Raw genomic sequence first — 25,142 nt, 5'->3', positions numbered from 1 at the left:
ATGTTTACCTGTGTTTGTCTAAACGAATTTTATTGATAATAAAAAAGGCGGCAATTTGCCACCCTTTTTGTATTATCCAAGCGGATATTCCTTTCTTTCCCCTTTTGAAAATGTCATGATGGACTTATAACCCACTTCTTTTGCAAGAGCAATTGCCTGATCAAAATCCGCACCAACATGTTCAGGAAAGTGTGCATCTGATGAAAGTACAATCGGAATATTTTTCTCATAGCATCTCTGCAGGAGCCGCTTGTCCGGGTATAGTTCACCGACTGGCTTTCGCAGGCCGGCTGTGCTGATCTCTACACATGTCTTGGATTCTGCCAGTGCATTTGCTGCACGATCGTACTGCTCCAGTAAAAACTCTTCGTCCTGAGGCACATATTTAAAGATTTTAACTAGGTCTAAATGGCCTATAATATCGAATAGGTTTGATTCGGCCAATGTGACCACTTGATCAAAATACTTCCGATATACATCATACAGATCCCGTTTATCCCATTCTTTTCTGAACTCGGCAAGATCTATGCCGAAATCCCCAACCCAATGGATGGAACCAATCACATAATCAAATGAGTAGCTGTTAATAAATTTCGCCATTTCATCATGCTTACCCGGCGTGTAATCCATTTCAATTGACATTTTAACGTCAATATTATTACTCCATGCTTCTTGAAAAACACTCACATAGTCTTTCATATCATAATAGCGTCTCTCGTTTACCCATGGATTTTGCAGAATGTCTGCTGTCTGATAGAAATGATAGGCATGCTCTGAAATCCCAAAAGATTCAATCCCCTTTTGGGATGCAGCATCTGTAAATTTTTTTAAATAATCCAGGCTTAACGTGCCATTTTCAAGATGATTGTGATAGTCTGTAAGCATTTCTCTATCTCCCCCGGTTTTTTAACCATTATACTTTAAGGGAGTAAAGCACTTCAATCATTTCTTTCTATTTTTTGTGAATGATTAGAATTTGTCCAATTTTAATAACATCTGATTCTGCATTATTCAACTCTTTAATAGCTTCTGCAGTTGTTTTATGCACTTTCGCTATAGAAGATAAAGTATCTCCTTCTTTAACCGTGTATTTGCCAAGTTTTCCGGGTTTAATTAATAGCTTTTGACCTGTAAAAATTTGATCTGGATTAATATTATTTAAAGCAGCAATATCTCCCGTCTGCAAATTATAGTGAGCAGCAATGGTCCATAATGTTTCGCCGGTTTTAACTATATGGTAGGTTTCCCCGGAATCCTTTGTGATTTGCCCCGAATGAAAATTAGACGGACGTGCTGAAACTTCATGTGCGCTTTCATTTCTTACCGCTGCATTTACAGCTTGTCCAACTTCCCCCATTCCAAATGCCAAAGAGGGATCAACTGCATTTATTTTATCAGCTGTCCATCCCTGCGAATGTACTTCAAAATGAAGATGGACTCCCGAAGAGTCACCTGTGCTTCCCATCATTCCGATTTTTTGTCCGAGCGCAACTTTTTCACCCTCAGCAGATAATCGTTTATCCAGATGGGCATATACTGTCTCAGTTTGGTTGTTATGTTTAATAAATATCACATTACCGTATGTTTGAGAGTAATACGATCTTGACACAATTCCAGCGTCAGCAGCATAAACCGGAGATCCGGAACCTCCAGCAATATCAATGCCTTTATGCTGACCATTCCTTGTCCCATACGTGTCAGTAATTACCCCGTCTGCCGGCCACACCCAATGCTCTGTCAACTCAGAGATCTCTGGCTCAGCAGCTTTAGATTGCTTCCCTCCCAGAAATAGCAGACTCACACAAAGAGCCATTATCCCTGCGATAAAGAAACGCCTTATGTAATCCTTCATTCTTTTCCTCCTATGATGTCAGCTGAAATATCTGTACGAGTGTTTTCCCCGCACCCACTTTCACCCTATGACAGCTTGTACTCTTTTAGAACAATTAACAATAAAGCTCTTAAAAGCACAGTGATTAGTATTCATCCAGCAGCATGGTTTTTATGCATAAAATAGAGGAATTTTTCAAAGATAGAAAAGCCCTTGCCTTATAATTGATAGTTTTCGCATATTAATGCTGACCGCTTATTCCCTCCCAAGGCTGCTCAGTGAAGTGCGGGGGAAATGGCGTGGCCTCAAAGACGCTGCTGAGAGGTCTCTGCTGCCCCGCTTCAGGCAATATTATGAGTTCCTTGCATAACACTAGAAGAAATGCAACGCATTTTCGAATATATCGTACCCTCCAACAAATCCCCTGCGAAAATAAACAATGGAAAAGACGGCCACATTGGGCCGCCTTTTAATTTGGCAAATCTCGTTTATTAGCTGCTACCGGTACCTTCAATTCCTGAGTCAGATCAAACTTGCCAATTTTATCAACATCAGCATTTTCCAATTTGACTGTCTCAAAATCAAAGTCTTTTGCAGTAAGAAGAATTGCTTCGATGGCATGAAGTGTTGGTTCATTATCGATTATTTCTGATTCATTATTAAAACGAATTATGAGTTTGCCATCCTTAATTTCTTCAATTTCAAAATCAATATTATCCGGTATGGATGCCTGTAAATTATTTTCAGACCTATTTTTTTTCATGGCATTCAGAGCTTCTTTCACCGAATCGAGCTCTTCTTTAAACGGAACCAGAAATGGCGTTGATTCCGCACCATTGGGATATAAGAAATAATATATTAAGTTACCATTGCTGTTTTCCGGGATAAATTCCTCTCTATTTCCAAAATGGCTAAACTCTATGCCGGCTTTCCCTTCCGTTCTGAGGTTAATCTTTTTTATCTCCAAATTCTTCATAATATCGGACAAGACATTCTCTAATAGATATTCTGCAGCAGAAGACTTGCTATATGGATGATCAGCAGGCACATCAACTGTCAGCATCCTATTTCCCTGGTCATAGCTTAAATTTGCTTTTAATGGATAGTAATCATATAAACCCCATGCCTCTTCGGTAAGTTTGCTCATTGTGTCTTCAAACAAGTCAAATTTCGTCCTGTCCGGGTCATCATCTACCAGAACGCTGACAGGTACTATATTTTGAGCCTCCTTATCCGGAATTGCATAGGTCAGTACTTCCTTTCCAGCCAGGTCCTCTTCATAAACGGCAGTAGGGCTTGCTTCGGATGAAAATGACTTCATGCTTTTATCATCGCTTGATTCTTTTTCCGGATCACCGGCAAGCTCCGAATGATCCTCTTGCTGATCTTCTTCCTTTGCAAGAGGTGATGATTCTGTCTCTTCGTCTTTCGCTTCCGTTATCCTGTTATTTTCGGTTGTTATTTGTTTAGATGATTGCGTCTGTTCTGATTGAATTTCGACTTGTTTATCAGCAGATTCCTGCCAATTCATAAGGTTTGGGGCAAGAATGAATAGCAGGAGCAAGGCAGCGGCCCCTGCTGCAGCAGGCAGAATCCATGTTCTTTTCTTTTGTTTGCCCATCTTGATTTCTATAGTTTGATAAATTTCTCTCGGGTCCCGAGTATCTTTAATTTTAGGCATCTGGTTAAGCAATTCCTGAAGCTGCTCATCGCTCCACTTTGATTCCTTCATTATCCATTCCCTCCTTTACCCTAAGATGTTCCATATGATTTTTCAGCACCTTTAACGCCCTGTGCTGAGTTGTCTTCACCTTACTTTCAGTCCAGCCAAGTGATTCAGCTGTTTCTGTTATGGTGAGCTCATGTATATATCTCATTATAATGACAAGCCTCTGGTCAATGGTGCATAAATCCAGACAGCGATAGATCATCTGAATTTCTTCTCGTTGAACAGCAATTTCTTCAGGCAGGGGGAGCTCATCCTTTACCTGCTGAGTTGACCAGTCAAATTTCTCCATGATCTTTTGTTTCCAACCCTTTTGCTTGCGAAAGGAATCAATGGCAACATTCCGCGCAATTGAAAAGAGCCATGTTTTTTCACTGCTTTTCCCTTCAAATCTTTCATATGATTTTAATACTCTTATATAGACTTCCTGGACTAGATCCTCAGCCAGTTCCTTGTTTTTGACCATATAAAAAAGAAATTGAAAAACGTCCTGATGGTATTTTTTATAAAGTTCATCAAAAACGGAGTCCATGAATTCCCCTCCCCGTTCAATATAAATAGTCGTTCTCTCTCTAAAAAAAGTTACAGTTTAACTATATTATTATTTTGCAGAAAAGCGCAAGAGCCTGTTTGGGTGGAGGAAAACTCACCTGCCTTTAAATACGCCCTGCCAATGCTCTTTCATAATAGTTCAAAAAAAGGGGAAGGAAATACCTCGCATCTCCTTCCCCAGCCTATAATTTACTGTTTCCCGTGTATCAAGACTAATCGTCACATTTCCCTGCTTTTTCCGTCATTTCGAGGGATAAAGATTGAAAATGTCGTACCATGTCCTGTTTTGCTTTGAACAGTAATATGACCTTTATGAGCTTCAATAATATTTTTTGCAATCGCAAGTCCAAGGCCAGTTCCGGATCGGCCCCTTGTTCTTGCTTTGTCCGCTTTGTAAAAACGTTCAAATACAAACGGCAGGTCCTCTTCAGGAATCCCAGAGCCAGAATCTTTCACTTCGATATACAGTCCCCGTTCATCACTCCGTTCGATAACTATAACCTGTCCGTTAGGAGGGGTATGCCGGATGGCATTATCAATCAGATTAGTCATAACCTGTTCTATTCTGTCCGGATCAATTTGAATAGTTAAACGTTTGCTTTGCAAATCATGTTCAAGGATAATTTCCTTCTCTTTCGCGAGACCCTGGAATTTCCTCGTAATCCTTTGGAGAAAGGAATTTACATCAGTTTTTTCCATTGTCAGCTGGATATGACCAGCTTCCATTCTGGCAAGATCGAGCAATTCATTCACAAGCCGGCCCATTCTCAGTGATTCATCGTAAATAACACTCGCCATCTCTTTTTTCTCTTCATCTGTTCCGGCAATATCATCTACGATCGCTTCACTATACCCCTGCATCATGGAAATTGGCGTCCTTAATTCATGTGAAACATTTGCTATAAAATCGTTGCGGAGCTTATCAAGCTTACGCTCCTCCGTCATATCCCTAATAACCGCAACTGCTCCCCTAATATATTTATTATTATAAAGAGGACTGACTATTATCACCCATGAACGTCCCTGAATAGAGATTTCACCAATCTGTTCCTTCTCGGTATTAACAGCAAGCTGAAAGAGTTCCATTACTTTGGATGGGACTTCCTCCGTATTATTCTCGATGTCATCCAGCTCATAAAACCAGCTTTGCAAAAACCGCTCTGCCGGAGGATTGGTGATCAGGATTGTTCCATCCCGGTTGAAGGTGATTACCCCATCGGCCATTCCGCTTAAAATGCTTGCCAGCTGCTCTTTTTCCTGGCTTAAAGCATTCATATTAAATTTCAGCTGCCTGCCCATTTGGTTAAAAGCCATGGCTAATTCGCCAACCTCATCATTAGTCAGAATCGGAACTTTTGTATCAAATTTGCCTCTTGCTACCTCAAAGGCAGCTTCTTTCATTTTTCTTAGCGGAGCATTGATTCTTGTCGATAAGAAAAAAGCAAAGATGGTTGTTAAAATGATGGCAACTCCCGCTGCAAGCAAAATGAACTTTGTCGTTGAGCGCAATGTTTCATGCATTACCTCGATGGACTGATAAATAAAAACAGCTCCATTGCTGCCCTCTCCTTTAAGCGGAACTCCAATGATAAGAATTTTGCTGTCGTCATCTGCTGGTACGTCTGCATACTCTGGATTTACAGATGTTACTTTTTTTACTGTCTTATTTTCCGTAAGAACTTCTTTTAAATCAGCTTCCTCGGTGAGATAGGAAATGGGCAGCTTTAATGAATCTGTATGGTTTGGAGAATAGTAGTACTCTTCCTGTGAATTAATAATGACTACTTTTGTAACATCATCCACAAGCTCCCAGGAAATCTCCAAACCGACTTCACGATTATGTTCATTTAAAATTCTGGTTATTTTATGGGCAATATTCGATAATCCTTTTTCTGTTTCATTTATATGGTAATTTTCAAAAAACTCCAGCAGCATGACTGTTAAAATCAGCAGAACAAAAGAAACTAATAAAAGAATTGTTCCCCAGAGCTTGCCGGCAACACTCCTAAAGAGCATCATTCATTAACAACCTCGAACTTGTAGCCCACTCCCCAGACGGTCACAATCATTCTGGCTGCCTGCTCTGAAACTTTATTTAGTTTTTCACGCAAGCGCTTTACATGAGTATCAACAGTTCTCAAATCTCCAAAAAATTCATAATGCCAAACTTCTTTAAGGAGTTGCTCTCTGTCAAATACCTTATCCGGTGCCTTTGCAAGGAAATATAGAAGTTCATATTCCTTCGGCGTCAAACTGACTTCTTTTCCATCGGCCAATACTTTGTGAGCATCATTATCGATCGTTAAATGAGGAAATACAATAACATCTTTTGCGGTTGTTTCTGTCTGAAGGTAAGTAGTTTTCGAAGATCTGCGCAATAATGCCTTCACGCGCAGCACAACTTCCCTTGGGCTGAATGGCTTCACGATATAATCATCAGTGCCGACTTCAAAACCCTGCACGCGGTTAACTTCTTCCCCTTTAGCTGTAAGCATGATCACAGGGGTAGCTTTTTTCTCTCTCAGTTCTCTGCAGACTTCAATTCCGTCTTTCCCGGGCATCATTAAATCCAACAGAATTACATCGTAATCATTTGCCAATGCTTTTGACAAAGCCTGGTTTCCATTCTCGGCTTCATCAATAGAATAATTTTCACGCTCAAGGTACATTTTCAATAAACGGCGGATTCTTTCTTCATCATCCACTAGCAGTATTTTCACTCGGTTTTCCATGTTCAAGTCCCCCTAACGTTCAATAAAAATCTTTAATTAAAGCCTTCACTATTGTGAAGTGAAGGCTTGTATAATTAATATCAGAATGATTATCTTTGAATTTCGAGTATTGTCCGGCTTCAGCGCCTAACCCATCTAGGAGCAAGCATACTCAGTTATGCTCTTGGGAGCCCGGGACATATGCCGTTTCCACAGGACGCAGTGTTCTTAGGCTGCGGTTCCAATGTGCGCAAGGCAGCTTCCGCTTTTCCAATTATGATCCCGCGTAGGAGTGCAATCCGGCAATGACCAGGTTTACCGCAACCAGATTAAACATGATAATGATAAATCCGATTACAGCAAGCCATGCAGATTTTTCGCCATGCCAGCCCTTTGAAAGGCGAAGGTGCAGGTAGGCAGCATAAAATAGGAAGGTAATGAGCGCCCATACTTCCTTTGGATCCCATCCCCAAAAACGGGTCCAGGCGATCTGTGCCCATATCATGGCAAAAATCAAAGCTCCAAGTGTAAAGACAGGAAATCCGATTAGTACTGAACGGTATGCGATCTCGTCAACCAGATCAAGATTAATATTTTTGGCAAGAGGCTGAAGTGCAGCTCCAACCCTTTTGCGGAGAATCAATCTTAAAATAAGATATAGAATGACACCTGATGCGAGAGACCATATAACGGTATTTAATTTTTTTGCATTAATAATTGCAGGCATTTCCGCAAGCGGTTCAAATTTACCTTCTGTAATCAGCTGTCCCTCGTGAGGACCTGTTAAGGCAGGCATATGATATTCCAGGACATCCTCCTGGCCATTTTTATCAATCCAGTTAAATTCCGCCTTGTAGCCTGCTGCTGAGAAGCTTGTGCTTATAATAATAAATCCAAGTGTACAAACCAGGCCAAACATAACGGCTTCCAGCCAGAATCTCTGTTTGCTTTGCTTAGTTTGATCTACTGACTTTACTAAATAAATTAATCCGGCAGCGAAGCTTACAGCCAAAATAGCCTGCCCAACCGCAGCAGTTGTAACGTGAATATGAAGCCAATCACTCTGCAGTGCGGGGATCAGCGGTGAAACTTCCCGCGGAAACATACTTGCATAAGCAATCATCAGTACCGCAACGGGAAGCGTAAAAACTCCTAAAATAGGTGTATTATAAATTAAGTAAATCACTATAAAAGCACCAACAAGCGACATCCCAAAGAATGTTGTAAATTCGAAAAGGTTGCTTACAGGCGCATGTCCGGCTGCAATCCACCTGGTAATAAAGTAGCCGAGCTGCGCAGCAAACCCGATAATCGAGATCCATAACCCAATTGCCGCCCATCTGTTTGGCCCTTTTTTCGTTCTATTCTTATCCTTTATGGAGCCAGCAAAAAAAACAGTAGCAATTAAATAGAGGATAAATGCTGTGTATAATAAATTGCTGCTTAATGTAACCACTCAGATTCCTCCTTAGCCTTTCTTTTCACTTTGATTTTGAAGCTGGTCTTCCGGCATCTTAATTCCTGTTCCATCCAATGCTGCTTCAATTTCCCTTTTAAGTCCATGCCAATTTTTGTTCGTGTGTCCTGCTACCCATACTTCTCCATTAACCCGGCGCAGCCAAATTCTCCGATGATTCCAATAAGACCCTTGTGCAACACCAATCATGAAAATAACGCCGCCCAAGGCGATAATCCATAATGTTAAATCTTTGCGGACGGTCAGAGCCGATACATTTTTAGTATCTATGCCTTTAAAGGCCATCTTGTATTCATTATCGCCAAAAGGTTCAATAGTTTGTCTGATCGCAACAAAACTTATTTCGCCATCCGGCTTATCCGGAGTAAACATTTTAAAAACAAAGGCAGGATTGTTTGGTATTCGGGACTTAGTAACCGGTTCTCCATTATCATCAAATTCAAAATCAGGAAAATAGCTGACAACTTCCGCTTTATAGCCTTTCTCCAAATCATAAACATCCTTAGGATCGTTCAGATCAATAGTTATATCCCCAAATTCTTCACCCGTTTTTTTATTTGTAAGGGCAAAGGACATCTTATTAAGCTCATTCAGTTTATAATCGACTTGATATAATGCGAAGTTTTCAAACTTAAGAGGGTTATTTACCTTGATCTCATAGTCCTTGACTTTCTCGAGATCTGCCTCTTCCCCGGCCACAGCATCTCCCTGTTTTTTATAAAGAGTCACATTAGACTGATAATTTTTTGCTACCATTCCTGCATTATCAATCGCTTCTTCAAATACTTCGTTATCTTTTTCTTTATCATACATCTCAAGAATGAAGCTATTATTTTTAAGGTAGTATTCACCATTGGTTTCAGGAATGACCTTTGTCTCGCCTTCCCGTATCCAAAGAATTTTGTCAACGTACATGCCCGGTACAAAACGCAGCATTCCGCCGATTAAAAATATGATAAGCCCTACATGATTAACGTATGGGCCCCATCTGGAAAAACGGCCCTTCTCGGCAAGGATGTTTCCATTTTCTTCTCTGATGATGTATTTCTTTGATTTTAATCTTTCTTTTGCAGCAGCAAATGCCTGATCAGTGTCTTCTGCATTTGAAACCCCAAAAACGCGCTGACGCTTAAGGTAGCTTTCATGGCGGCTAACCTTCTGCTTTTTTAAAGCTCTATACAAAGGGACAACCCTATCCAGACTGCAGATCACAAGTGAAATACCGATTGAGGCAATCAAAATCAAATACCACCAGGAGCTATAAAGGTTATGAAATCCTAAATCATAGTATAATTTACCTATCCATCCATATTGATCTTCGTAATATTCTTCAGCAGGCATGATCGGCGGAATATACATTTCCTGAGGCAGTATTGTCCCAAGCGCTGATGCAATCAGAGTAATAACGATCAGCCAGACTCCAACCTTTACAGATGAGAAGAAATTCCATACCTTATCAATTATTGTTTTATTATAAGTTTGCGAACGGCGTGCGCTTCCCTCATATCGCATATCCAGAAGTTTCTTATCTTTTTCCGCTTCTTCCAATACCTTGCCGCATGACTCACATAGTATTGTACCTATGGGGTTTACATGGCCGCATTCGCATTTTACTTCTTTCATATATAAAACTCCCCGTACCCTATGGTTTAATCTGTTCCATATAGTTCTTGATCATTTCTTCCGTCATTTCTCCTGTAATATACTTGACAACCTTTCCTTCTTTATCAATGAGGAAAGTGGCAGGAAGAGGATTAATCCCGTAAGCTGATTGAACCTGGGAATTCTTATCAATCACAATAGGAAATGATAAATCGTAACGCTCAGAAAATTTATTTACAGCTAAATCTGTTTCTCCCACATTAACAGCCAGTACCTGAACACCTTCATCTTTGAATTGTTTATACTGATTGTTCATATATGGCATCTCTTTTTCACAGGGTTTACACCATGTACCCCAGAAGTTAAGGAATACACCCTGGCCTTCATAATCTGATAATCTGTGTTTATTTCCATCCATATCTGTCAGAACAAAATCAGGTGCACTTTCTCCAACGGCAACCTTTTGTACTTTATCTTTCGTAAAATTTGCGTATAGCGTATATGCCACGGCAGCACCAAGGACAAGCAATATGACTGTTCTCATTACCAGACGCTGCTTTTTCATAAAAAACTCCTCCTAAGGCATCTTATTCAGGCTAAAAGACCTTACCTTCAACAAGATAATATGTAACATATGGAATAAAATCCTGCCTCATAGCTGTTTACTATTATAGCATTTTTCAACATACCTATATTGTTTACAACATAGCGTAACTGTGACACTTCTATGAATTTTTCTTAAAGCTGACTAGTTCTTTTTCATCGCAAGTGTCCGGAGCTGCTTAACTTCATGGGCTGTAAGTTCTCTGGCATCCCCCGCTGATAAACCCTGCAGAGTAAGGAATCCGTATCTCTCCCTCTTCAGTTTCAGAACAGGATGGCCAATGGCTTCAAACATCCTTCTTACCTGGCGGTTGCGTCCTTCATGAATGCTGATCTCCACAATAGCTGTCTGTTTTTTCTTATCCATTGATAACAGCTTGGTTTTGGCAGGTGCTGTTTTTCCATCTTCAAGCATAATACCTCTTTGAAGGCTTTTCATTTTTTCTTTTGACGGGATGCCTTTCAACTTGGCAACATAGACTTTTTCGATTTCATTGCTGGGGTGCATTAGAAAATTTGCAAACTCTCCGTCATTAGTAAGAATGAGAATACCTGATGTATCGTAATCCAGTCTGCCAACAGGGTATATTCTTTGTTTGATTCCCTCAAAGAAATCTGTGACGACTTTTCTGCCCTTGTCATCGGAAACAGCTGAAATTACGCCTCTTGGTTTATAAAGAAGAAAATAAACAGGCTCTTCTCTTTCCAGCGGTATTCCATCCACTTCAATACGATCGGAAGGAGAGACCTTTACACCCAGTTCCTTTACTGTTTTTCCGTTAACTTTAACACGGCCTTCAGCCATTAGCTCTTCAGCTTTTCTACGCGAAGCTACCCCCGCATGGGCAATAACTTTCTGCAATCTTTCCATTTATGTCACCTCAAAGTTTTAATAACATGACTTCATACTTTTTCACTCCTAATGAATTATGACATAATTCGTCAAGTTTTCAAAGCAAACCATTGTTAAAACAGCTTAGACCGGAAATAAACTGTAATTACTGAAAGTTGGAATTTGAAAGTAAAATAAAAAAGACACCTCTGCTCAGGCATCTTTTCACTGGATATATCTGGTTACATACTGCCAAAAACAAGTGTTACAATTATAATGGATGCTATGATGCCTGCCAAATCGGCCAGCAGCCCGACTTTAAGAGCATCTCCCATTTTTTTGATTCCTACTGCACCAAAATAGACCGTCAGCACATAAAATGTTGTATCTGTACTGCCCTGCAGCACTGAGGCCAGCCTGCCTATGAAGGAGTCGGGACCATGGACAGCAATTAAATCACTGGTCATTCCCAGTGCTGCAGTCCCGGAAATCGGACGAATGATAGCCAGGGGTACAATATCAGGAGGAACTCCAATTGCTTCCAATCCCGGTCTGATCAGATTCATAAAATACTCCAGGGCACCGGAAGCCCTGAAGACCGATATGGCTACAAGCATCCCGACAAGAAAAGGAATAATGGATACCGCAATTTTTATACCTTCTTTTCCGCCTTCGGTGAAGCTTTCATAGGTAGGAACTTTTTTAAATGTTCCATATATTAATATAAAGCCTATTAAAATAGGAATTAACCAAAGGGATACAGCTGACACAATCTCCATCCTAACCTCATCCTTTTCGCGTTCTTCGGTAATAGAAATAACGGTCAATCATTATTGCGGCCAATGTAGAGCAGAATGTAGCCACTAAAGTAGGACCAACGATATCGGTGGGCGAGGCAGAATTATAATTCATCCGTATGGCAATCACGGTTGTAGGAATTAATGTCAGACTTGAAGTGTTGATGGCCAAAAAGGTTATCATAGAACGGCTCGCTTCATTTTTTCCCCCATTTAGCCTTTTCAGCTCTTCCATAGCTTTTATGCCGAGAGGGGTAGCTGCGTTCCCCAGACCAAACATATTGGCCATCATATTCGATAGCATATATCCCATTGCCGGATGATCACCAGGCACTTCCGGAAAAAGCTTTTTCACTATTGGCCTGAATAAGGAAGCAAGCTTATTCAGCAGTCCGGCGTCCTCAGCAATTTTCATCATTCCAAGCCAAAAAACAAGAATGCTAATAAGACCGATGCATAACGTGACCGCTTCTTTTGCGCCATTGAAAATAGCTTCATTTACTTCGTTTATAGTGCCGTTTATCATAGCAAAAACTAACCCTATAGCGGTAAGCATCACCCAAATGATATTAACCATTTGTCTTCACTCCTGCAATTGAGGTAAAAAGCCCCTTAAAGTAGTCTAATAGTGACTTATCTTCTTTTACCTCATCATGCTTATAGTAGATTGGGAGCTTTTTTATTGGCTGATCTTCAAAATATACAGTTGCCTGACCGACCACTTCCGGTATTGTCCTTCCGTCTTCCCATTCTGTTTCAGGCTTTAGCAGTTTGATATCAATGTTAAAGTGGTTCTTCTCTTCTTTAGTTACGGGATATTTGTATGAATGCTTTATATAAACCCTGTCTTTATAAAATTCATCATCAATATCGGACATAATTCCCTCAGGCATGACTTCCACAATATCATAGGTTCTAAAAGCAGTTTCATACATATTAATATGGTCATGCCAGTCATCCGGCCCGTTTAACGTTACGGCAATCAGATTTAGGCCGCCTTTCGATGCTGTTGTAACAAGAGTTCTCTTCGCCCTTTTGGTATATCCTGTCTTTCCCCCTGTGCAATACTCATATAATTCTGTCAGAAGCCTATTTTTGTTTTTCCAGACCCTGTCCCAGCTTTCGTTCGGATTTGGCGCCCTGTGCACCTTTGTTCCAGCAATCTTTTGGTACGTCTCATTATTCATAGCATACCTGGTCAGCAGCGCCATATCATATGCAGTAGAATAATGGTCTTCATGATCATCCAGACCATGGGGATTTGCAAAATGGGTGTTCTTCATGCCGATTTCTTCAGCTTTCTTATTCATTAAAAATTCAAATCCTTCAAGGCTTCCGCCGACATGCTCTGCGATTGCGACTGCAGAGTCATTGCCTGAGCGGAGCATAAGCCCGTAAACCAGATCTTCAAGTTTAATTTTTTCTCCTGCCTGTAGATATATCGATGACCCTTCTGCTCTGACAGCACGATCACTTACTTTAACCATATCTTCCATTTTTCCTGATTCTATGGCCAGAATTGCCGTCATAATTTTTGTAATGCTCGCTATTCTCCTCACTTCATTTGCTTCTTTCTGGTAAAGGATACGCCCAGAATCCTGTTCCATTAATATTGCGCTCCGGGCGCTTACTGAAACTGAAGCTTCTGTTTTCTGAGGAAGATTCATCATCATCAACGCGGCGGCCAAAGCTATGGCCATTAGCCTGCTAAACATTTTCATTGCACAAAACCCCGTCTCCTTTATGGATGTCAGAATGAGCGAAATACATGATCTCCCCATTAGAGAGGAGCCGCATGTTTTTCATTTATTTGTACAAGTTTATGCAGGACAAGTAGTGATATGACAATATGTTTGACTTGATTGCGGTTCTGAAATGGCTAGTGCATTAAAAATGAGGGGAATACTCTTTGTATCCCCCTCTTACTTATTTTCGGCTTCAATTTAGAATGGCTTCCATTTTAATTCGGATGCTTTTAAATACCTGTCTTCTACATTCTTCCAGTTGATAATATTCCACCAATTTTTAATATAATCACCGCGGTTATTTTTATATTGCAGATAATAAGCATGCTCCCAAACATCCAAAACAAGCAAGGGGATTGTATCCCACTGAGTTAAAAGCATATGTCTTTCCGATTGAAGGATTTCGAGCCTGCGCGCCCTCGGCGACCAAACCAGGATTGCCCATCCCACTCCTTCTACCTGCTTGGCTGCCTCAGTAAAGTGGTTTTTGAATTTCTCAAAGCTCCCAAAATATTTGTTCATTTCCTTCAGCAGAGCGCCCGCAGGTCTTCCACCACCTTTAGGGCTCATATTATTCCAGAAAATTGTATGCAAGTAATGGCCAGAGCCATGAAAGGCCAGCTCGCGTGACCAGTGTTTCACGAGGCTGTAATCATTATTATTCCTGGCATTTTGCAGCATTACCTCTGCTTTGTTCAAGCCATCTACATATGATTGATGATGCTTATCATGATGCAGCCTCATAATTTCCCCAGAGATATGCGGTTCAAGAGCGCTATAATCATAAGGGAGCGGAGGTAAACTATGCTTTCCCGCAGAAATGTACGGTTCATTCATATAGATATTTCCAAGCTGTTGTCTATTGGAAAAATAATTCTCCATATCGGAATGGAGAGAGTCCACTTGTTCCTGCAGCTTTTCCAAAGCTTCAATATCCAAGGGGTCTTTTATTCCATCCATAATTTCAGTAAAATGATCCAGCCTCTGCCACAGTTCGTTATTTTGATCAACCTCCTCCGAGTCTAAAAAATCTCTTAGCTCTTTGTTCCATTTTGTTACGTCCTTAATATACTCTTCCATTTTACTCATAACCCTCACTCGCTTCCTTTATTAGCTCACTTTCTATTTGTATGAGTAAAAGTTTGTACGTTTTCCAGGGAAAAAGGTAATCTGCATAAAACGTGCCAACAAAAAAAGAACAGCTTTGTGCTGTTCTTCAAATTCCAGTCTTATTTTGATTGAATCATTTTTGTCCGGTAATCGGTTTCGTAATATTCAAGTTCCTCACGAATCCTTTGGAACTCTGCTTCGAGCTGCCTGAACATTGTTTTCAAGCTGTCCGGAACTTCTTCATGAAACTGGATCGAGTTTTTACCTGTATATGCTGAACGACTATTCTCAAACCAGGCATCATTTTTCGGAGAGAAAAACTCTTCAATGCATTGATGGTAAATTCGGTATAGCGTCTTTTCTGCCGCTCCTTTTTGGAAAGGGTCGCTTTTTAATATGATTGTGCTGGCATCAAGTCCTTCTTCACAATATACGAGCAGTTTTCTTACATGTGAAAGGATGCTTTTATAATAATTCGCATTCCCTTCCTTTTCTTCTTCAAGATCTTTAATTGTTGTATTATTTAAGAAATCTTCAAATACGGCAACGCTATTACCGAGGAAATTTTTCACATCTTCCATTTGTGATTTAACGATAGAATTCCCCATCCATTACACCCCCATAATTATACAATGGCTATTGTTGCGGTTGAACAATAAAATCTAAAGGTGATTGCAGGTCGTAGGATTTATTATTTCCCAGCGCTTCAAAAATGGATGGAAGCTTGGAAAAGTCCAGATCCTGAAAATAGGATGCAAAATCAGCCTTTGAATTTAGATAAATTCGTTTGCGATGTCTAAAACCCGGGTTCTTCAATAAACATGATAGAGCAACAAGATCCTTGAACTGGACTTCTCTGGAACCAGCCTGAAAAACTGGATCCTTTTCATAAGGTGTGAACTCATTCATGGATTCATCAAAGAATCTAACGTATAAAACATGAAACGTTTTCTCCTGCCCATCTTCTTCGAACACAACCTCACTTCTATTAAAAAAATCTTCCGAGGTGTTCGGCTTTTCTTTTTCAAGCTCATATCCCCTGCATTGTTTAATCAGCAAGCAAAACCCTCCTGTTTCCCGATGGTTTTAAGATAATATGTATTAAAAGGAAAGGGAAAAATTTAAATCTATTTTACCACACTTCCTATCTAATGTGTCAGAAAAGTCAAGAATCGAGCTCCTGGAACTTTTCAAAGAATAAATCCGCCTCTTCCTGGAATGAATCCTCTTCTTCACTAATCTTATCCGGGAGGGGCGGCAGCTCATCAATACTTTTAAGACCAAAATAATCAAGAAATTCTTTAGTCGTTCCATAAAGATAGGCACGCCCTGTTCCATCTGCCCGTCCAACCTCTTTAATCAGGGCTTTTGCGGACAATGTATGAAGAGGTCTCTCTGTCTTGACTCCCCTAATTTCCTCAATTTCTGTCCTTGTAATGGGCTGTCTGTAAGCGATAATAGCCAGTGTCTCAAGTGCTGCCTGAGAAAGGGAGGCGGAAGAAGGAGATTCCACCAGCTTTTTCAGGTACGGAGAAAACTCTTTTTTCGTAACCAGCTGAAACGTCCCCGCCAATTCAACAGCCATAATTCCGCGGCTGCTATTATTGTAATCTTCCATAAGACTGTCCATGATCTCACGGGCCTGATTTTCATCCACCTCGAGAACATGGGCAATTTGCTTAAGGGATAAGCCTTCATCACCCGCTGCAAACAGGAGGCTTTCAGCTATCCCCTTCCAATTAATGATTTCCAAACTATTTTCCTCCTTCCATGGAAGCTACATAAATATCCGAGAAATTTTTGTCCTGCTCGACCTGAATTTCTTTTCGCTTAATTAACTCCAGTACCGCCAGGAAAGTTACTACTATATGCTCTCTGTCGGCTATCGGAAAAAGTTCGGTGAATCTTTTCCTGCCTTTTATACCCCTTAATTGTTCTACAATTTCAGACATCCGCTTTTCGATGGGAATCTCCTGGCGGGCAACTTTTGCAGACAGGGGCCTTTGCAGTTTCTTTCTTCTTAATAACTTTTGCAAAGCGCCAAGCATATCATAAAGGCTTACATTCAAATCAGCTTTTTCCTGCTGTGATTCATTTACATATTCAGAAAGGTCTGCAGGCGGCTTTGTATACATTAAGCTTCTATCCTGTTCCCGTTCCTTTAGCTCTTCTGCAGCTTCCTTATATTTACGGTATTCAATCAGCCGTTCTACAAGTTCATCCCTGGGGTCTTCTTCCATTTCCATTCCAAATTCATCTTCAAGCTCTTCCTCCTCATGCTTTGGCAGCAGCATTTTGCTTTTAATAGCCAGAAGCGTAGCGGCCATTACAAGATATTCACTTGCTACGTCAAGCTGAAGCTCCTTCATCGTATGTATATAAATGAGGTATTGCTCGGTGATTTCTGAAACAGGAATGTCATAGATATCAATTTCCAGTCTGTTAATAAGATGAAGCAGAAGATCCAGCGGCCCCTCGAAAGCATCTATTTTAACGTTATAATGATCATATTGCATAAAATACCCACCAAATTTTCCTAAAATAAATTCCCTTACATGCCAAAAGGCTATATCTAGTATAGATTATTCATGGTTGTTATCCAATAGAAAAATAACCCTGATGTCCGCAATGTTCCTGCTCCAAACCAGAATTTTTGTGATGTGCCCAATCAATCAGGCAATTGCCTACATAGGATGTATGGAAATAAAGATACAGGAGGTTTTTTATATGTCTAAGACTGGATTTGGAGATTGCGGAACCGGGTTTGCTTTAATTGTCGTTTTGTTCATTCTTTTAATTATAGTCGGAGCTTCCTGGTGCTTCTAAATCGCTGTGAATATTACAGCAAATTCCTCACATTGACCAATCGGCAAGGCTGCCCTATTAGAAACCCAAAAGAGCCGATTTATAGTTATTCAGTTTTATTAGCTGTAAAAGCCCGGTCAAAAGCCGGGCTTTTATTTTTCTTCTGATAATTGATTGTGCTGTGTTAATATAAAGTTAGAATTGTCAAGGAGTGAAAGTATGTACCCCGATAAGTATATCGAGTTCCTGGTCCATTTTCATGGTGACCGTGATTATTTTGAATGTCACGAAATACTGGAAGAGTATTGGAAGAGAATAGATCCAAACAATAAAAAGTCTGCATGGGTCGGCTTAATTCTTATGGCCGTTTCTTTTTATCATCATCGCAGAGAGAATATGAATGGTGCAGAACGGACTCTCCGCAAAGGAATCAGCATTCTGGAGGACCGGGCAGGAGAAATAAAGGCATTGGGCCTGGATACAGATCAATTGATTGAAGCGCTTAAAGACAGGCTCGTGCTGATTCAAAAAGGCGGAAAATACTTCAGCATTAACTTGCCAATCATTGATCCCTTACTAAAGGAAAAATGCATCGAGGTATGCGCTGCCAAGGGACTTTTCTGGTGTTCCGACAGCTATGCTCCAGATGAAGATATTGTACACCGCCATAAAAGAAGAGATAGGACAATAGTTATTAATGAAAGACAAGATGCCCTGAATCACAAAAAAAGGCAGGAATAATGATTATTCGCTGCCTTTTTCCTTGTAGCAAGTATATTCCTGAAATCCCGATCGCATTCAAGCGGACCATAGGCCAGCCCTAGTTCTACGCTTACTGTTTATTAACATCACATTTGCATAGAAAAGCTTCGGTTTCATCAGTTGCAGTTAAAGTTTTTCCAGGATATAGTTCATCCAATGCTTTTATCATTGCTTTGCCAATGCCTTGATGCCGGTGTGACGGATTAACAGAGATATGCTGAATCTCCATCGTCTGATCACTGGATATAACACCGACCAGCCCAATTATATCTTCGCCATCCTTCCACAAAAACAGCTGCCGATTTTCTTCCGATTCATATTGTTTCATCGTCTGCTGCAGCCTTTTCAAATCTTTCTCATTAGGCATGAAAGATAAAAGACCCATTGCAATTTTTTCAAATGATTTTTTATATCGAATTAGCATATTAATCCCTCATTATTTGAATAAAAACATCATAAACTATTTTTCCCATAATTTAAACTTTGTAAACTTTTCATAACAGTATATGTATTCATGCTGAATGTTGCTATTTTCGAATAAAACAGTCAGATTCAATGCTTAATGCGTTCATCGCAGCAAAGCTTTAAACTATAAAGAACCAGTAAACCAATCCCCATCCAATACTTAAAACAAGCAATATAATAAAAAGAAGCCAATTGCTTTTTTTCATATCTCTTTACTGCCCCCATTTATGTATAAATCCTATGACTTACAAACTATCATTCATTTTACACTATTCTTTATCACAATTCCATTCTGCTTGCTGAAATAGGCATTTTGAGCTAAGGTTTCTGTTAAAGGGGAAATGAAACTTTTTCTCAGAAATAATCGTCTATTTACAGGAAGCCATTAAGTGAGCAGCAAATTGGCATACATGGCTTCCCAATTATTGCTCCGGGAGGTAACCGCATGAAATGGAATAAAATTCTACTTTTAATGTTGCTATTATTTATTTTGCCGATGCAGGCATTTGCTGATATGGCGGAAGGTGATGTAATTGTCACTTTAGGAGAGAACCTATCAGAAGAACAAAAAAATATGCTTCTAGCAGAAATGAAAGCTCCAAAAGATGCGACAATCATTACTGTTTCAAATGAGGAAGAACATCAATATCTTGGAAATTATATCTCTAAAGCTCTAATAGGGACGAGAGCAATATCTTCTTCAGCAGTCACAGTAGCCAAACAAGGCTCCGGCCTTGAAGTCGAGACTAAGAATATTAACTGGGTCACTGACGAAATGTATATTAATGCTTTGATTACTGCAGGTGTAAAAGATGCAAAAATTTATATTACAGCACCTGCAAATGTTTCTGGAACAGCTGCTTTAACAGGCATTATTAAGGCATATGAAATTTCAGCCGAAAAAACAATCCCTGAAGATGTAAAACAGGCTGCCAATGAAGAAATGGTTGAAACAGCCAAGCTCGGCGAGTCGGTTGGAAACGAGAATGCGGCTGCATTAATTGCCAAAATTAAAGAGGAAATTGCCAAAAATTCGCCTGAAACCGATGCCGAACTCAGAACCATTATCGAAAATGCAGCGAAGGATCTCGGCATCACTCTTACCGAACAGGAGACTTTAAGCTTAATAGATTTATTCAACAAGCTTAAAGAGCTTGATATTGATTGGAATCAGGTCGGCGAGCAGCTTAACCAGGCAAAAGACAAAATATCCAAGTACCTCGAAAGTGAGGAAGGCCAGGGGTTTTTAGAAAGCTTAAAGCGTTTTTTTGTAAGTGTAATTGACGCTGTAAAAGCCTTCTTTTCTTAAAAAATGGCTCTTTTCTTAAAGATTTTTGTTTTGGTTTATGAATTCTTACCGTTGATTTAACTATGTTTGTGGATAAGCAACAAACTTTACTAAATAAAAAACTAAGCTGCCCCGGCGGGCAGCTTAGTTTTTTATTTTTTCATTTATCGGCAGATCTAATCTTAAAATGTCCTCGTATGTTTCTCTTTTAACAACCAGCTTAGCCTCTCCATTTTCAATAAACACTACAGGCGGCCTTGGAATACGGTTATAGTTGTTTGCCATTGAATAACCGTATGCGCCGGTACAGAAAACAGCCAAGAGGTCTTGATCCCCCGCCTTAGGAAGCGGCAAATCCCAAATGAGCATATCACCTGATTCACAGCATTTTCCGGCAATTGATACTGTCTCTTCCGGCTTTTCCAATACCCGGTTTGCAAGTACCGCTTCATACTTAGCCTGATAAAGGGCCGGCCTGATATTATCACTCATGCCGCCATCCACAGCAAGATAATTTCTTACATTTGGAACCTCTTTGCGTGACCCTGTCTGATATAAAGTAGTTCCGGCATCTCCTACAAGCGAACGTCCCGGCTCAATCCAAATTTCCGGCATCTTCATGGAAAAATGTTTAGCCTGTTTTTTAACTTCACCGATAATTTCCTCAACATATTGAGATGCATGAATCGGATCATCATCTTCTGTATAGCGGATTCCAAAACCTCCGCCTAAGTTAAGCACTGCAGGTTCATATGCATGTTTCTCTTTCCATTCTGCCATCTTCTCAAAGATTTTCTTGGCTGCCAAAATGAAGCCAGTTGTATCAAAAATCTGAGACCCGATATGACAGTGCAGTCCTAGCGTTTCGATCCAGCTTGAGTTCAGAGCTATTTGCAAAGCCTTCTCAGCCTGGCCATTCTGCAGGTCAAATCCAAACTTTGAATCTTCCTGTCCGGTTAAGATATAATCATGGGTATGTGCTTCAATTCCAGGGGTGACTCTCAGCAAGATTTTCGTTTTGACTGAAAGAGATTCACAAATCTCCTCTAATAAATCCAGCTCATAAAAGTTATCGACAACAATACAGCCAACATGATTCTTAAGAGCCATTTCCAATTCTTCTCTGCTTTTATTGTTCCCGTGAAAATGAATTCTTTCAGACGGAAAATCAGCAGCCAATGCTGTGTATAACTCACCGCCTGAAACCACATCCAATGAAAGACCTTCTTCATCTACAAGCTGAACCATTGCCACTGTAGAAAAAGCTTTGCTTGCATATGCCACTTGTGCTTTTATTCCAAGATTATCGAAAGTCTGCTTAAAGCCTCTTGCTCTCTCTCTTATTAATGCCACATCATATACATATAATGGTGTTCCAAATTGACTGGCGAGTTCGACTGTATCCATACCGCCAATTTCAAGATGACCTTTCCCATTTACCTTCATGGTGCCGTGAAAAAACATGGTTCCCCCTCTTCCTTTTCCTCAGGATAACTTCTGCCAGGTCGTGTATTTACCCCCGAGACTGATCAATTTATGATAGAAATAGACAGCACCGCAAGAGACTGTCTATTCTGTTTCCTTTAATCCTTTATTTAATTAAAAAAACTGTACCATATTTCGTGTATCTTAGCAATCGGCATTACGCGTATTTATTATTTTACAGGCTGCTTGTAACGATTTCTAGTCTGGACAATGCCTGGCCGTATTTTAGAGCCTGGCATCGAGCGGCGAATTAAGATCTGGGATAAAGCAACCGGACTAAACGGAATAAACGGCCAAAGGTATGGTGTATTCAAAGATTTAATGCTTGCGAGAAGTAGAATGATTAATGTAAGCCCCACGACTAGACCAGGGGTATGGAAAATCGCAACTGACACAAGCAAACACAATCGTAAAATTTTATTGGCAATGCTCAGTTCATAACTAGGGGTCGTATAGGTTCCAATGGCCGCAAGTGATACATATAAAATGACTTCAGGAACAAAGAGCCCGACATCAATGGCAATTTGACCTATAAGCACAGCGGCTATTAAGCCCATAGCAGTCGAAAGCGGTGTCGGCGTATGAATGGCCGCAATTCTAAGAAATTCAATTCCCACATCTGCAAGAAACAGCTGGACTATAACAGGAACATTGGTCTCTTCATTTGGCCCGACAAATGCGATTCTTTCAGGAAGAAGGGAAGGCTCCAATACAAATAAAAACCATAGCGGCAACAGTACGATTGAAGCCAAAAGACCTAAAAATCGAATCCAGCGGACAAATGTGCCGACTGCAGGCGATTGCCTGTACTCTTCTGCATGCTGTAAATGATGAAAATATGTTGTAGGCGTAATAATGACACTTGGTGAAGTATCAACAAATATAATGACATGCCCTTCAAGCAAATGGGCTGCTGCGACATCTGCTCTTTCCGTATACCGAACCAGCGGGAAGGGATTATATCCCTGTTTTAAAAGAAATTCCTCGACTGTTTTATCAGCCATCGTAATGCCGTCAATCTCAATTGCTTTAATTTCTTTCCTGATTAAATCAACTAAATCCTCATTAGCCACATCTTTAATGAAACCAATGGCTACATCCGTTTTGGACCTTTCGCCAACACGCATAATTTCAAACCGCAGCCGTTCATCTCTAATCCTTCTGCGGGTCAAGGCTGTGTTTACTATAATATTCTCAACATAGCCATCCCTTGAGCCGCGGACAACTTTTTCAGTATCCGGTTCCATTGGGGTTCTTCCGGGATAGCTTCTGACATCGATGACAAGCCCTTCTCTCTCACCCTCACCCACAATGACAATCAGGCCTGATAGAACCTGATCAACCAGTTCATCCATTGTTTTAATGTGCTCAATGGATTGATGCCTAAGCCTGTTCTCGATGATTTTAAATAGGTTAGAGGAAAGTTTTTCACTGTCATTGATCCCAACCAGACCCTCAATGATAGCAATTATATAACTCGTATCCGTCAGTCCATTAATATAATAGAAATGAACATCCTTCCTTAAGATCGTTAGCTTTCTGACACCCAGATCGAAGCTTTCTCCCAGGCCAACTCTATTTTTCATATATTTCTCAATTTCATGCACAGATTCAAATATAGGTGTCTTATCATCCTTCGTCTTGTTTCGTGTCATAATAGCCGCTCCTTTCCAATATAAGCTCTACTGCCTTTTTAGTAATTGGCGAACCTAATTCATAATGATCTTTTTTAGACATCTTTCCAATATCGCCAATTCCTACGATTATTGGCACATCCAGCTGATCAAGACAATAGACAGTATCTCCATTAATTCTGCCCATTTCCATTTCGGGAACTCCGTACTTATCAACTCCGTATGGAGTCAGTTCCCCGTTATTATCAATACATACATCTACTTTTGTCCACTCGGCCTGACGTGTTTTTGAGGCAACTGCTATAACTCCCAGAACATTAATATCTTTATGGCACGCAACATATTTCAGGGCATTCTCTCCGGCTCCTTCTCCGATAAACCCGCTGTCATCAAACATGACCAATACGGGATCATGGGAGACTTTTTTTATCAGCTTGACGATTTGCTGACCGTTTAGGACTGAAGGGTTTCCATGCGATAAAGATAGGCATCTGCCTCCAATTTCCTTCGCAACATGCTCCACAGTCTTTCTTGCAAAATCGTCTCCATCAGTTATTAGAATGACGTGCCTCCGATCATCCATAGCAGTTTTTCCTTTCCGAATTCTCATTTTTCTTAAATATGCCCAGCCGGCGGCTTATTTATTTACAAAATAAATCCATTGAAACAGTGATCCAAACACCTTGCCAAATACAAATGCCATCAATAATATGACGATTTTCCCATCTACTCCGATTCTTTTCGCAAGAATCGGAAAAACATTCAACACCTCAGTTAAAGCAGCAGCGAGCATGCCCACAAAGATGCCCGAAGCCAGCCCAATGGGCACTAATAACAGAGGTGTCAGGTGGAATTCCGGATTCCATAAAGTTGCAAGTGCACCAGCCAAAGCCCCCATCACAACTGCAGCTTCATAAAAATGGATCATCTTCATCGTTTTGCTCAGCTGAGTAAGCCTTGGGATGATGCCCAAAACAGCCAGAAATGCCACAAAACCTGAACCAACAGCGAGCCCCCCTGCAAAGCCTATGATCATTACCAGTACAACATTAATGGTCATCAAGATATTTCATACTCTCCTTGTTCTCTTTCAATGCAACATAATTATCAAGATCAAGCTGGTAATTAAACATTTCTACTTCCAACGGGCTGGGCTCCTCGTTCAGCCGCTTCTTAAAAACATGATTAAAGAATATGATCATGCCAATCCCCAGGCCAATCGAATAGGGAATTTGAAAGATAAGAGGCCTGCTGTCCACTTCCCCGGTCAGGAGAGTGTAAATTCTAAGCTGGACAGCCTGCATGCTTACGTCTTCATGAAAATTCATAATAGCCAGTGCAGCACCTATAAACAAAAGCAGCCAAACAAGCAGAAAGAGAGGAATTGATACTTTACGCTTCTTGGTAACCACCTCGACTATCGATTGAGCCGGTCCAATCGACTGTACTTCAATGTTTGAAAAGAATCTGGTTATAGTCCTAATGACCTTCATCACGTCAATTACGACAATATTCCGGTCCTTCTCGCTTACTTGATATAGCGGAAGTCCACAAAGCTTTTCGTAAATGCCATCATCGGCAATGACCTGTGCAATATCTTTCAGCAGTATTCTCTGATTTGGCCGTATCTGCAGACGATGCCGCAAGCGAATGTAAACTGTTTTTTCCAATGTTCTCACTTCCCACAAAGAGATATCCTCTTCGAAAATGGTTCGCC

Annotated in this window: 27 protein-coding genes; 3 read left to right on the top strand and 24 right to left on the bottom strand. The window is 40.4% G+C overall.

Going from position 1 to position 25,142, the window contains the following annotated elements:
- Positions 1-72: 72 nt before the first annotated feature.
- From AC6CHU_RS14645 to AC6CHU_RS14560, 18 genes are all read right to left on the bottom strand, one after another.
- Positions 73-885, bottom strand: coding sequence for a histidinol-phosphatase (locus tag AC6CHU_RS14645; protein WP_159868607.1), 813 nt, complete (start codon positions 883-885; stop codon positions 73-75).
- A gap of 67 nt (positions 886-952) precedes the next feature.
- Positions 953-1,852, bottom strand: a complete 900-nt coding sequence (locus AC6CHU_RS14640; RefSeq protein WP_159868604.1) for a M23 family metallopeptidase — start codon at positions 1,850-1,852, stop codon at positions 953-955.
- 448 nt (positions 1,853-2,300) lie between these two features.
- Entirely contained in the window at positions 2,301-3,563 is a 1,263-nt protein-coding gene (locus AC6CHU_RS14635) for an RsiX family anti-sigma factor (RefSeq protein ID WP_159868602.1), read from the bottom strand.
- Positions 3,538-4,089 (bottom strand): RNA polymerase sigma factor SigX, encoded by a 552-nt coding sequence (gene sigX / locus AC6CHU_RS14630; RefSeq protein WP_159868599.1) that lies wholly within the window; start codon positions 4,087-4,089, stop codon positions 3,538-3,540. The genes AC6CHU_RS14635 and sigX overlap by 26 nt, the downstream gene beginning before the upstream one ends.
- Positions 4,090-4,328: 239 nt before the next feature.
- Positions 4,329-6,128, bottom strand: coding sequence for an ATP-binding protein (locus tag AC6CHU_RS14625; RefSeq protein WP_159868596.1), 1,800 nt, complete (start codon positions 6,126-6,128; stop codon positions 4,329-4,331).
- The gene (locus tag AC6CHU_RS14620) at positions 6,125-6,841 is read right to left on the bottom strand and encodes a response regulator transcription factor (protein ID WP_159868593.1); all 717 of its coding nucleotides are present in this window, start codon (positions 6,839-6,841) and stop codon (positions 6,125-6,127) included. Before AC6CHU_RS14620 ends, AC6CHU_RS14625 begins: the two co-directional genes overlap by 4 nt.
- Before the next feature lie 253 nt (positions 6,842-7,094).
- Positions 7,095-8,276 carry a c-type cytochrome biogenesis protein CcsB gene (gene ccsB / locus AC6CHU_RS14615; RefSeq protein WP_159868590.1) on the bottom strand — a complete coding sequence of 394 codons (1,182 nt, stop codon included), beginning with the start codon at positions 8,274-8,276 and terminating at the stop codon, positions 7,095-7,097.
- A 12-nt stretch (positions 8,277-8,288) separates the two neighbouring features.
- Entirely contained in the window at positions 8,289-9,920 is a 1,632-nt protein-coding gene (resB, locus tag AC6CHU_RS14610; protein ID WP_159868587.1) for a cytochrome c biogenesis protein ResB, read from the bottom strand.
- Between the two features lie 19 nt (positions 9,921-9,939).
- On the bottom strand, positions 9,940-10,464 hold the full coding sequence (gene resA, locus AC6CHU_RS14605) for a thiol-disulfide oxidoreductase ResA (protein ID WP_159868584.1): 525 nt from the start codon (positions 10,462-10,464) through the stop codon (positions 9,940-9,942).
- A gap of 183 nt (positions 10,465-10,647) precedes the next feature.
- A complete protein-coding gene (gene rluB, locus AC6CHU_RS14600; protein WP_498122140.1) occupies positions 10,648-11,373 on the bottom strand; it encodes a 23S rRNA pseudouridine(2605) synthase RluB in 726 nt (241 codons plus the stop codon).
- Between the two features lie 203 nt (positions 11,374-11,576).
- Positions 11,577-12,113: a spore maturation protein gene (locus AC6CHU_RS14595; RefSeq protein WP_159868578.1), complete on the bottom strand. Its 537-nt coding sequence runs from the start codon at positions 12,111-12,113 to the stop codon at positions 11,577-11,579.
- Between the two features lie 7 nt (positions 12,114-12,120).
- Complete coding sequence (locus AC6CHU_RS14590; protein WP_035330092.1) at positions 12,121-12,708, bottom strand: nucleoside recognition domain-containing protein; 588 nt, start codon at positions 12,706-12,708, stop codon at positions 12,121-12,123.
- Entirely contained in the window at positions 12,701-13,852 is a 1,152-nt protein-coding gene (locus tag AC6CHU_RS14585; RefSeq protein WP_159868575.1) for a D-alanyl-D-alanine carboxypeptidase family protein, read from the bottom strand. Before AC6CHU_RS14585 ends, AC6CHU_RS14590 begins: the two co-directional genes overlap by 8 nt.
- A 222-nt stretch (positions 13,853-14,074) precedes the next feature.
- The gene (locus AC6CHU_RS14580) at positions 14,075-14,965 is read right to left on the bottom strand and encodes a superoxide dismutase (protein ID WP_159868572.1); all 891 of its coding nucleotides are present in this window, start codon (positions 14,963-14,965) and stop codon (positions 14,075-14,077) included.
- Positions 14,966-15,105: 140 nt separating this feature from the next.
- Complete coding sequence (locus AC6CHU_RS14575) at positions 15,106-15,594, bottom strand: YpuI family protein (protein WP_159868569.1); 489 nt, start codon at positions 15,592-15,594, stop codon at positions 15,106-15,108.
- A 28-nt stretch (positions 15,595-15,622) separates the two neighbouring features.
- Entirely contained in the window at positions 15,623-16,045 is a 423-nt protein-coding gene (locus AC6CHU_RS14570; protein ID WP_159868566.1) for a hypothetical protein, read from the bottom strand.
- A 106-nt stretch (positions 16,046-16,151) separates the two neighbouring features.
- Entirely contained in the window at positions 16,152-16,739 is a 588-nt protein-coding gene (gene scpB / locus AC6CHU_RS14565) for an SMC-Scp complex subunit ScpB (RefSeq protein ID WP_159868563.1), read from the bottom strand.
- Position 16,740: 1 nt separating this feature from the next.
- On the bottom strand, positions 16,741-17,502 hold the full coding sequence (locus AC6CHU_RS14560) for a segregation/condensation protein A (protein ID WP_159868560.1): 762 nt from the start codon (positions 17,500-17,502) through the stop codon (positions 16,741-16,743).
- A 211-nt stretch (positions 17,503-17,713) separates the two neighbouring features.
- On the opposite strand from AC6CHU_RS14560, the gene AC6CHU_RS14555 reads away from it, so the two are divergent.
- A complete protein-coding gene (locus AC6CHU_RS14555) occupies positions 17,714-17,812 on the top strand; it encodes a YjcZ family sporulation protein (RefSeq protein WP_159868557.1) in 99 nt (32 codons plus the stop codon).
- Between the two features lie 198 nt (positions 17,813-18,010).
- Positions 18,011-18,532 carry a DUF309 domain-containing protein gene (locus AC6CHU_RS14550; RefSeq protein WP_159868554.1) on the top strand — a complete coding sequence of 174 codons (522 nt, stop codon included), beginning with the start codon at positions 18,011-18,013 and terminating at the stop codon, positions 18,530-18,532.
- Positions 18,533-18,623: 91 nt separating this feature from the next.
- Here AC6CHU_RS14550 and AC6CHU_RS14545 read toward each other — a convergent pair whose 3' ends face one another.
- Positions 18,624-18,977: a GNAT family N-acetyltransferase gene (locus AC6CHU_RS14545; protein ID WP_159868551.1), complete on the bottom strand. Its 354-nt coding sequence runs from the start codon at positions 18,975-18,977 to the stop codon at positions 18,624-18,626.
- A gap of 486 nt (positions 18,978-19,463) precedes the next feature.
- Between AC6CHU_RS14545 and AC6CHU_RS14540 the strand changes: the two genes are divergently transcribed.
- Positions 19,464-20,327, top strand: a complete 864-nt coding sequence (locus tag AC6CHU_RS14540; protein WP_159868548.1) for a DUF1002 domain-containing protein — start codon at positions 19,464-19,466, stop codon at positions 20,325-20,327.
- 123 nt (positions 20,328-20,450) lie between these two features.
- Here AC6CHU_RS14540 and lysA read toward each other — a convergent pair whose 3' ends face one another.
- From lysA to AC6CHU_RS14515, 5 genes are all read right to left on the bottom strand, one after another.
- Positions 20,451-21,770, bottom strand: coding sequence for a diaminopimelate decarboxylase (gene lysA / locus AC6CHU_RS14535; protein WP_159868545.1), 1,320 nt, complete (start codon positions 21,768-21,770; stop codon positions 20,451-20,453).
- Between the two features lie 191 nt (positions 21,771-21,961).
- Positions 21,962-23,446: a spore germination protein gene (locus tag AC6CHU_RS14530; RefSeq protein WP_159868542.1), complete on the bottom strand. Its 1,485-nt coding sequence runs from the start codon at positions 23,444-23,446 to the stop codon at positions 21,962-21,964.
- Positions 23,421-24,008: a stage V sporulation protein SpoVABEA gene (gene spoVAEA / locus AC6CHU_RS14525; protein ID WP_159868539.1), complete on the bottom strand. Its 588-nt coding sequence runs from the start codon at positions 24,006-24,008 to the stop codon at positions 23,421-23,423. Before spoVAEA ends, AC6CHU_RS14530 begins: the two co-directional genes overlap by 26 nt.
- 54 nt (positions 24,009-24,062) lie before the next feature.
- Positions 24,063-24,485: a stage V sporulation protein AB gene (locus tag AC6CHU_RS14520; RefSeq protein WP_159868655.1), complete on the bottom strand. Its 423-nt coding sequence runs from the start codon at positions 24,483-24,485 to the stop codon at positions 24,063-24,065.
- Positions 24,475-25,095 carry a stage V sporulation protein AA gene (locus AC6CHU_RS14515; RefSeq protein ID WP_159868536.1) on the bottom strand — a complete coding sequence of 207 codons (621 nt, stop codon included), beginning with the start codon at positions 25,093-25,095 and terminating at the stop codon, positions 24,475-24,477. The genes AC6CHU_RS14520 and AC6CHU_RS14515 overlap by 11 nt, the downstream gene beginning before the upstream one ends.
- Between the last annotated feature and the right edge of the window lie 47 nt (positions 25,096-25,142).

It is taken from the genome of Cytobacillus sp. GQ23 (assembly GCF_059758675.1).
This window is presented reverse-complemented; position numbering and strand designations above follow the sequence as displayed.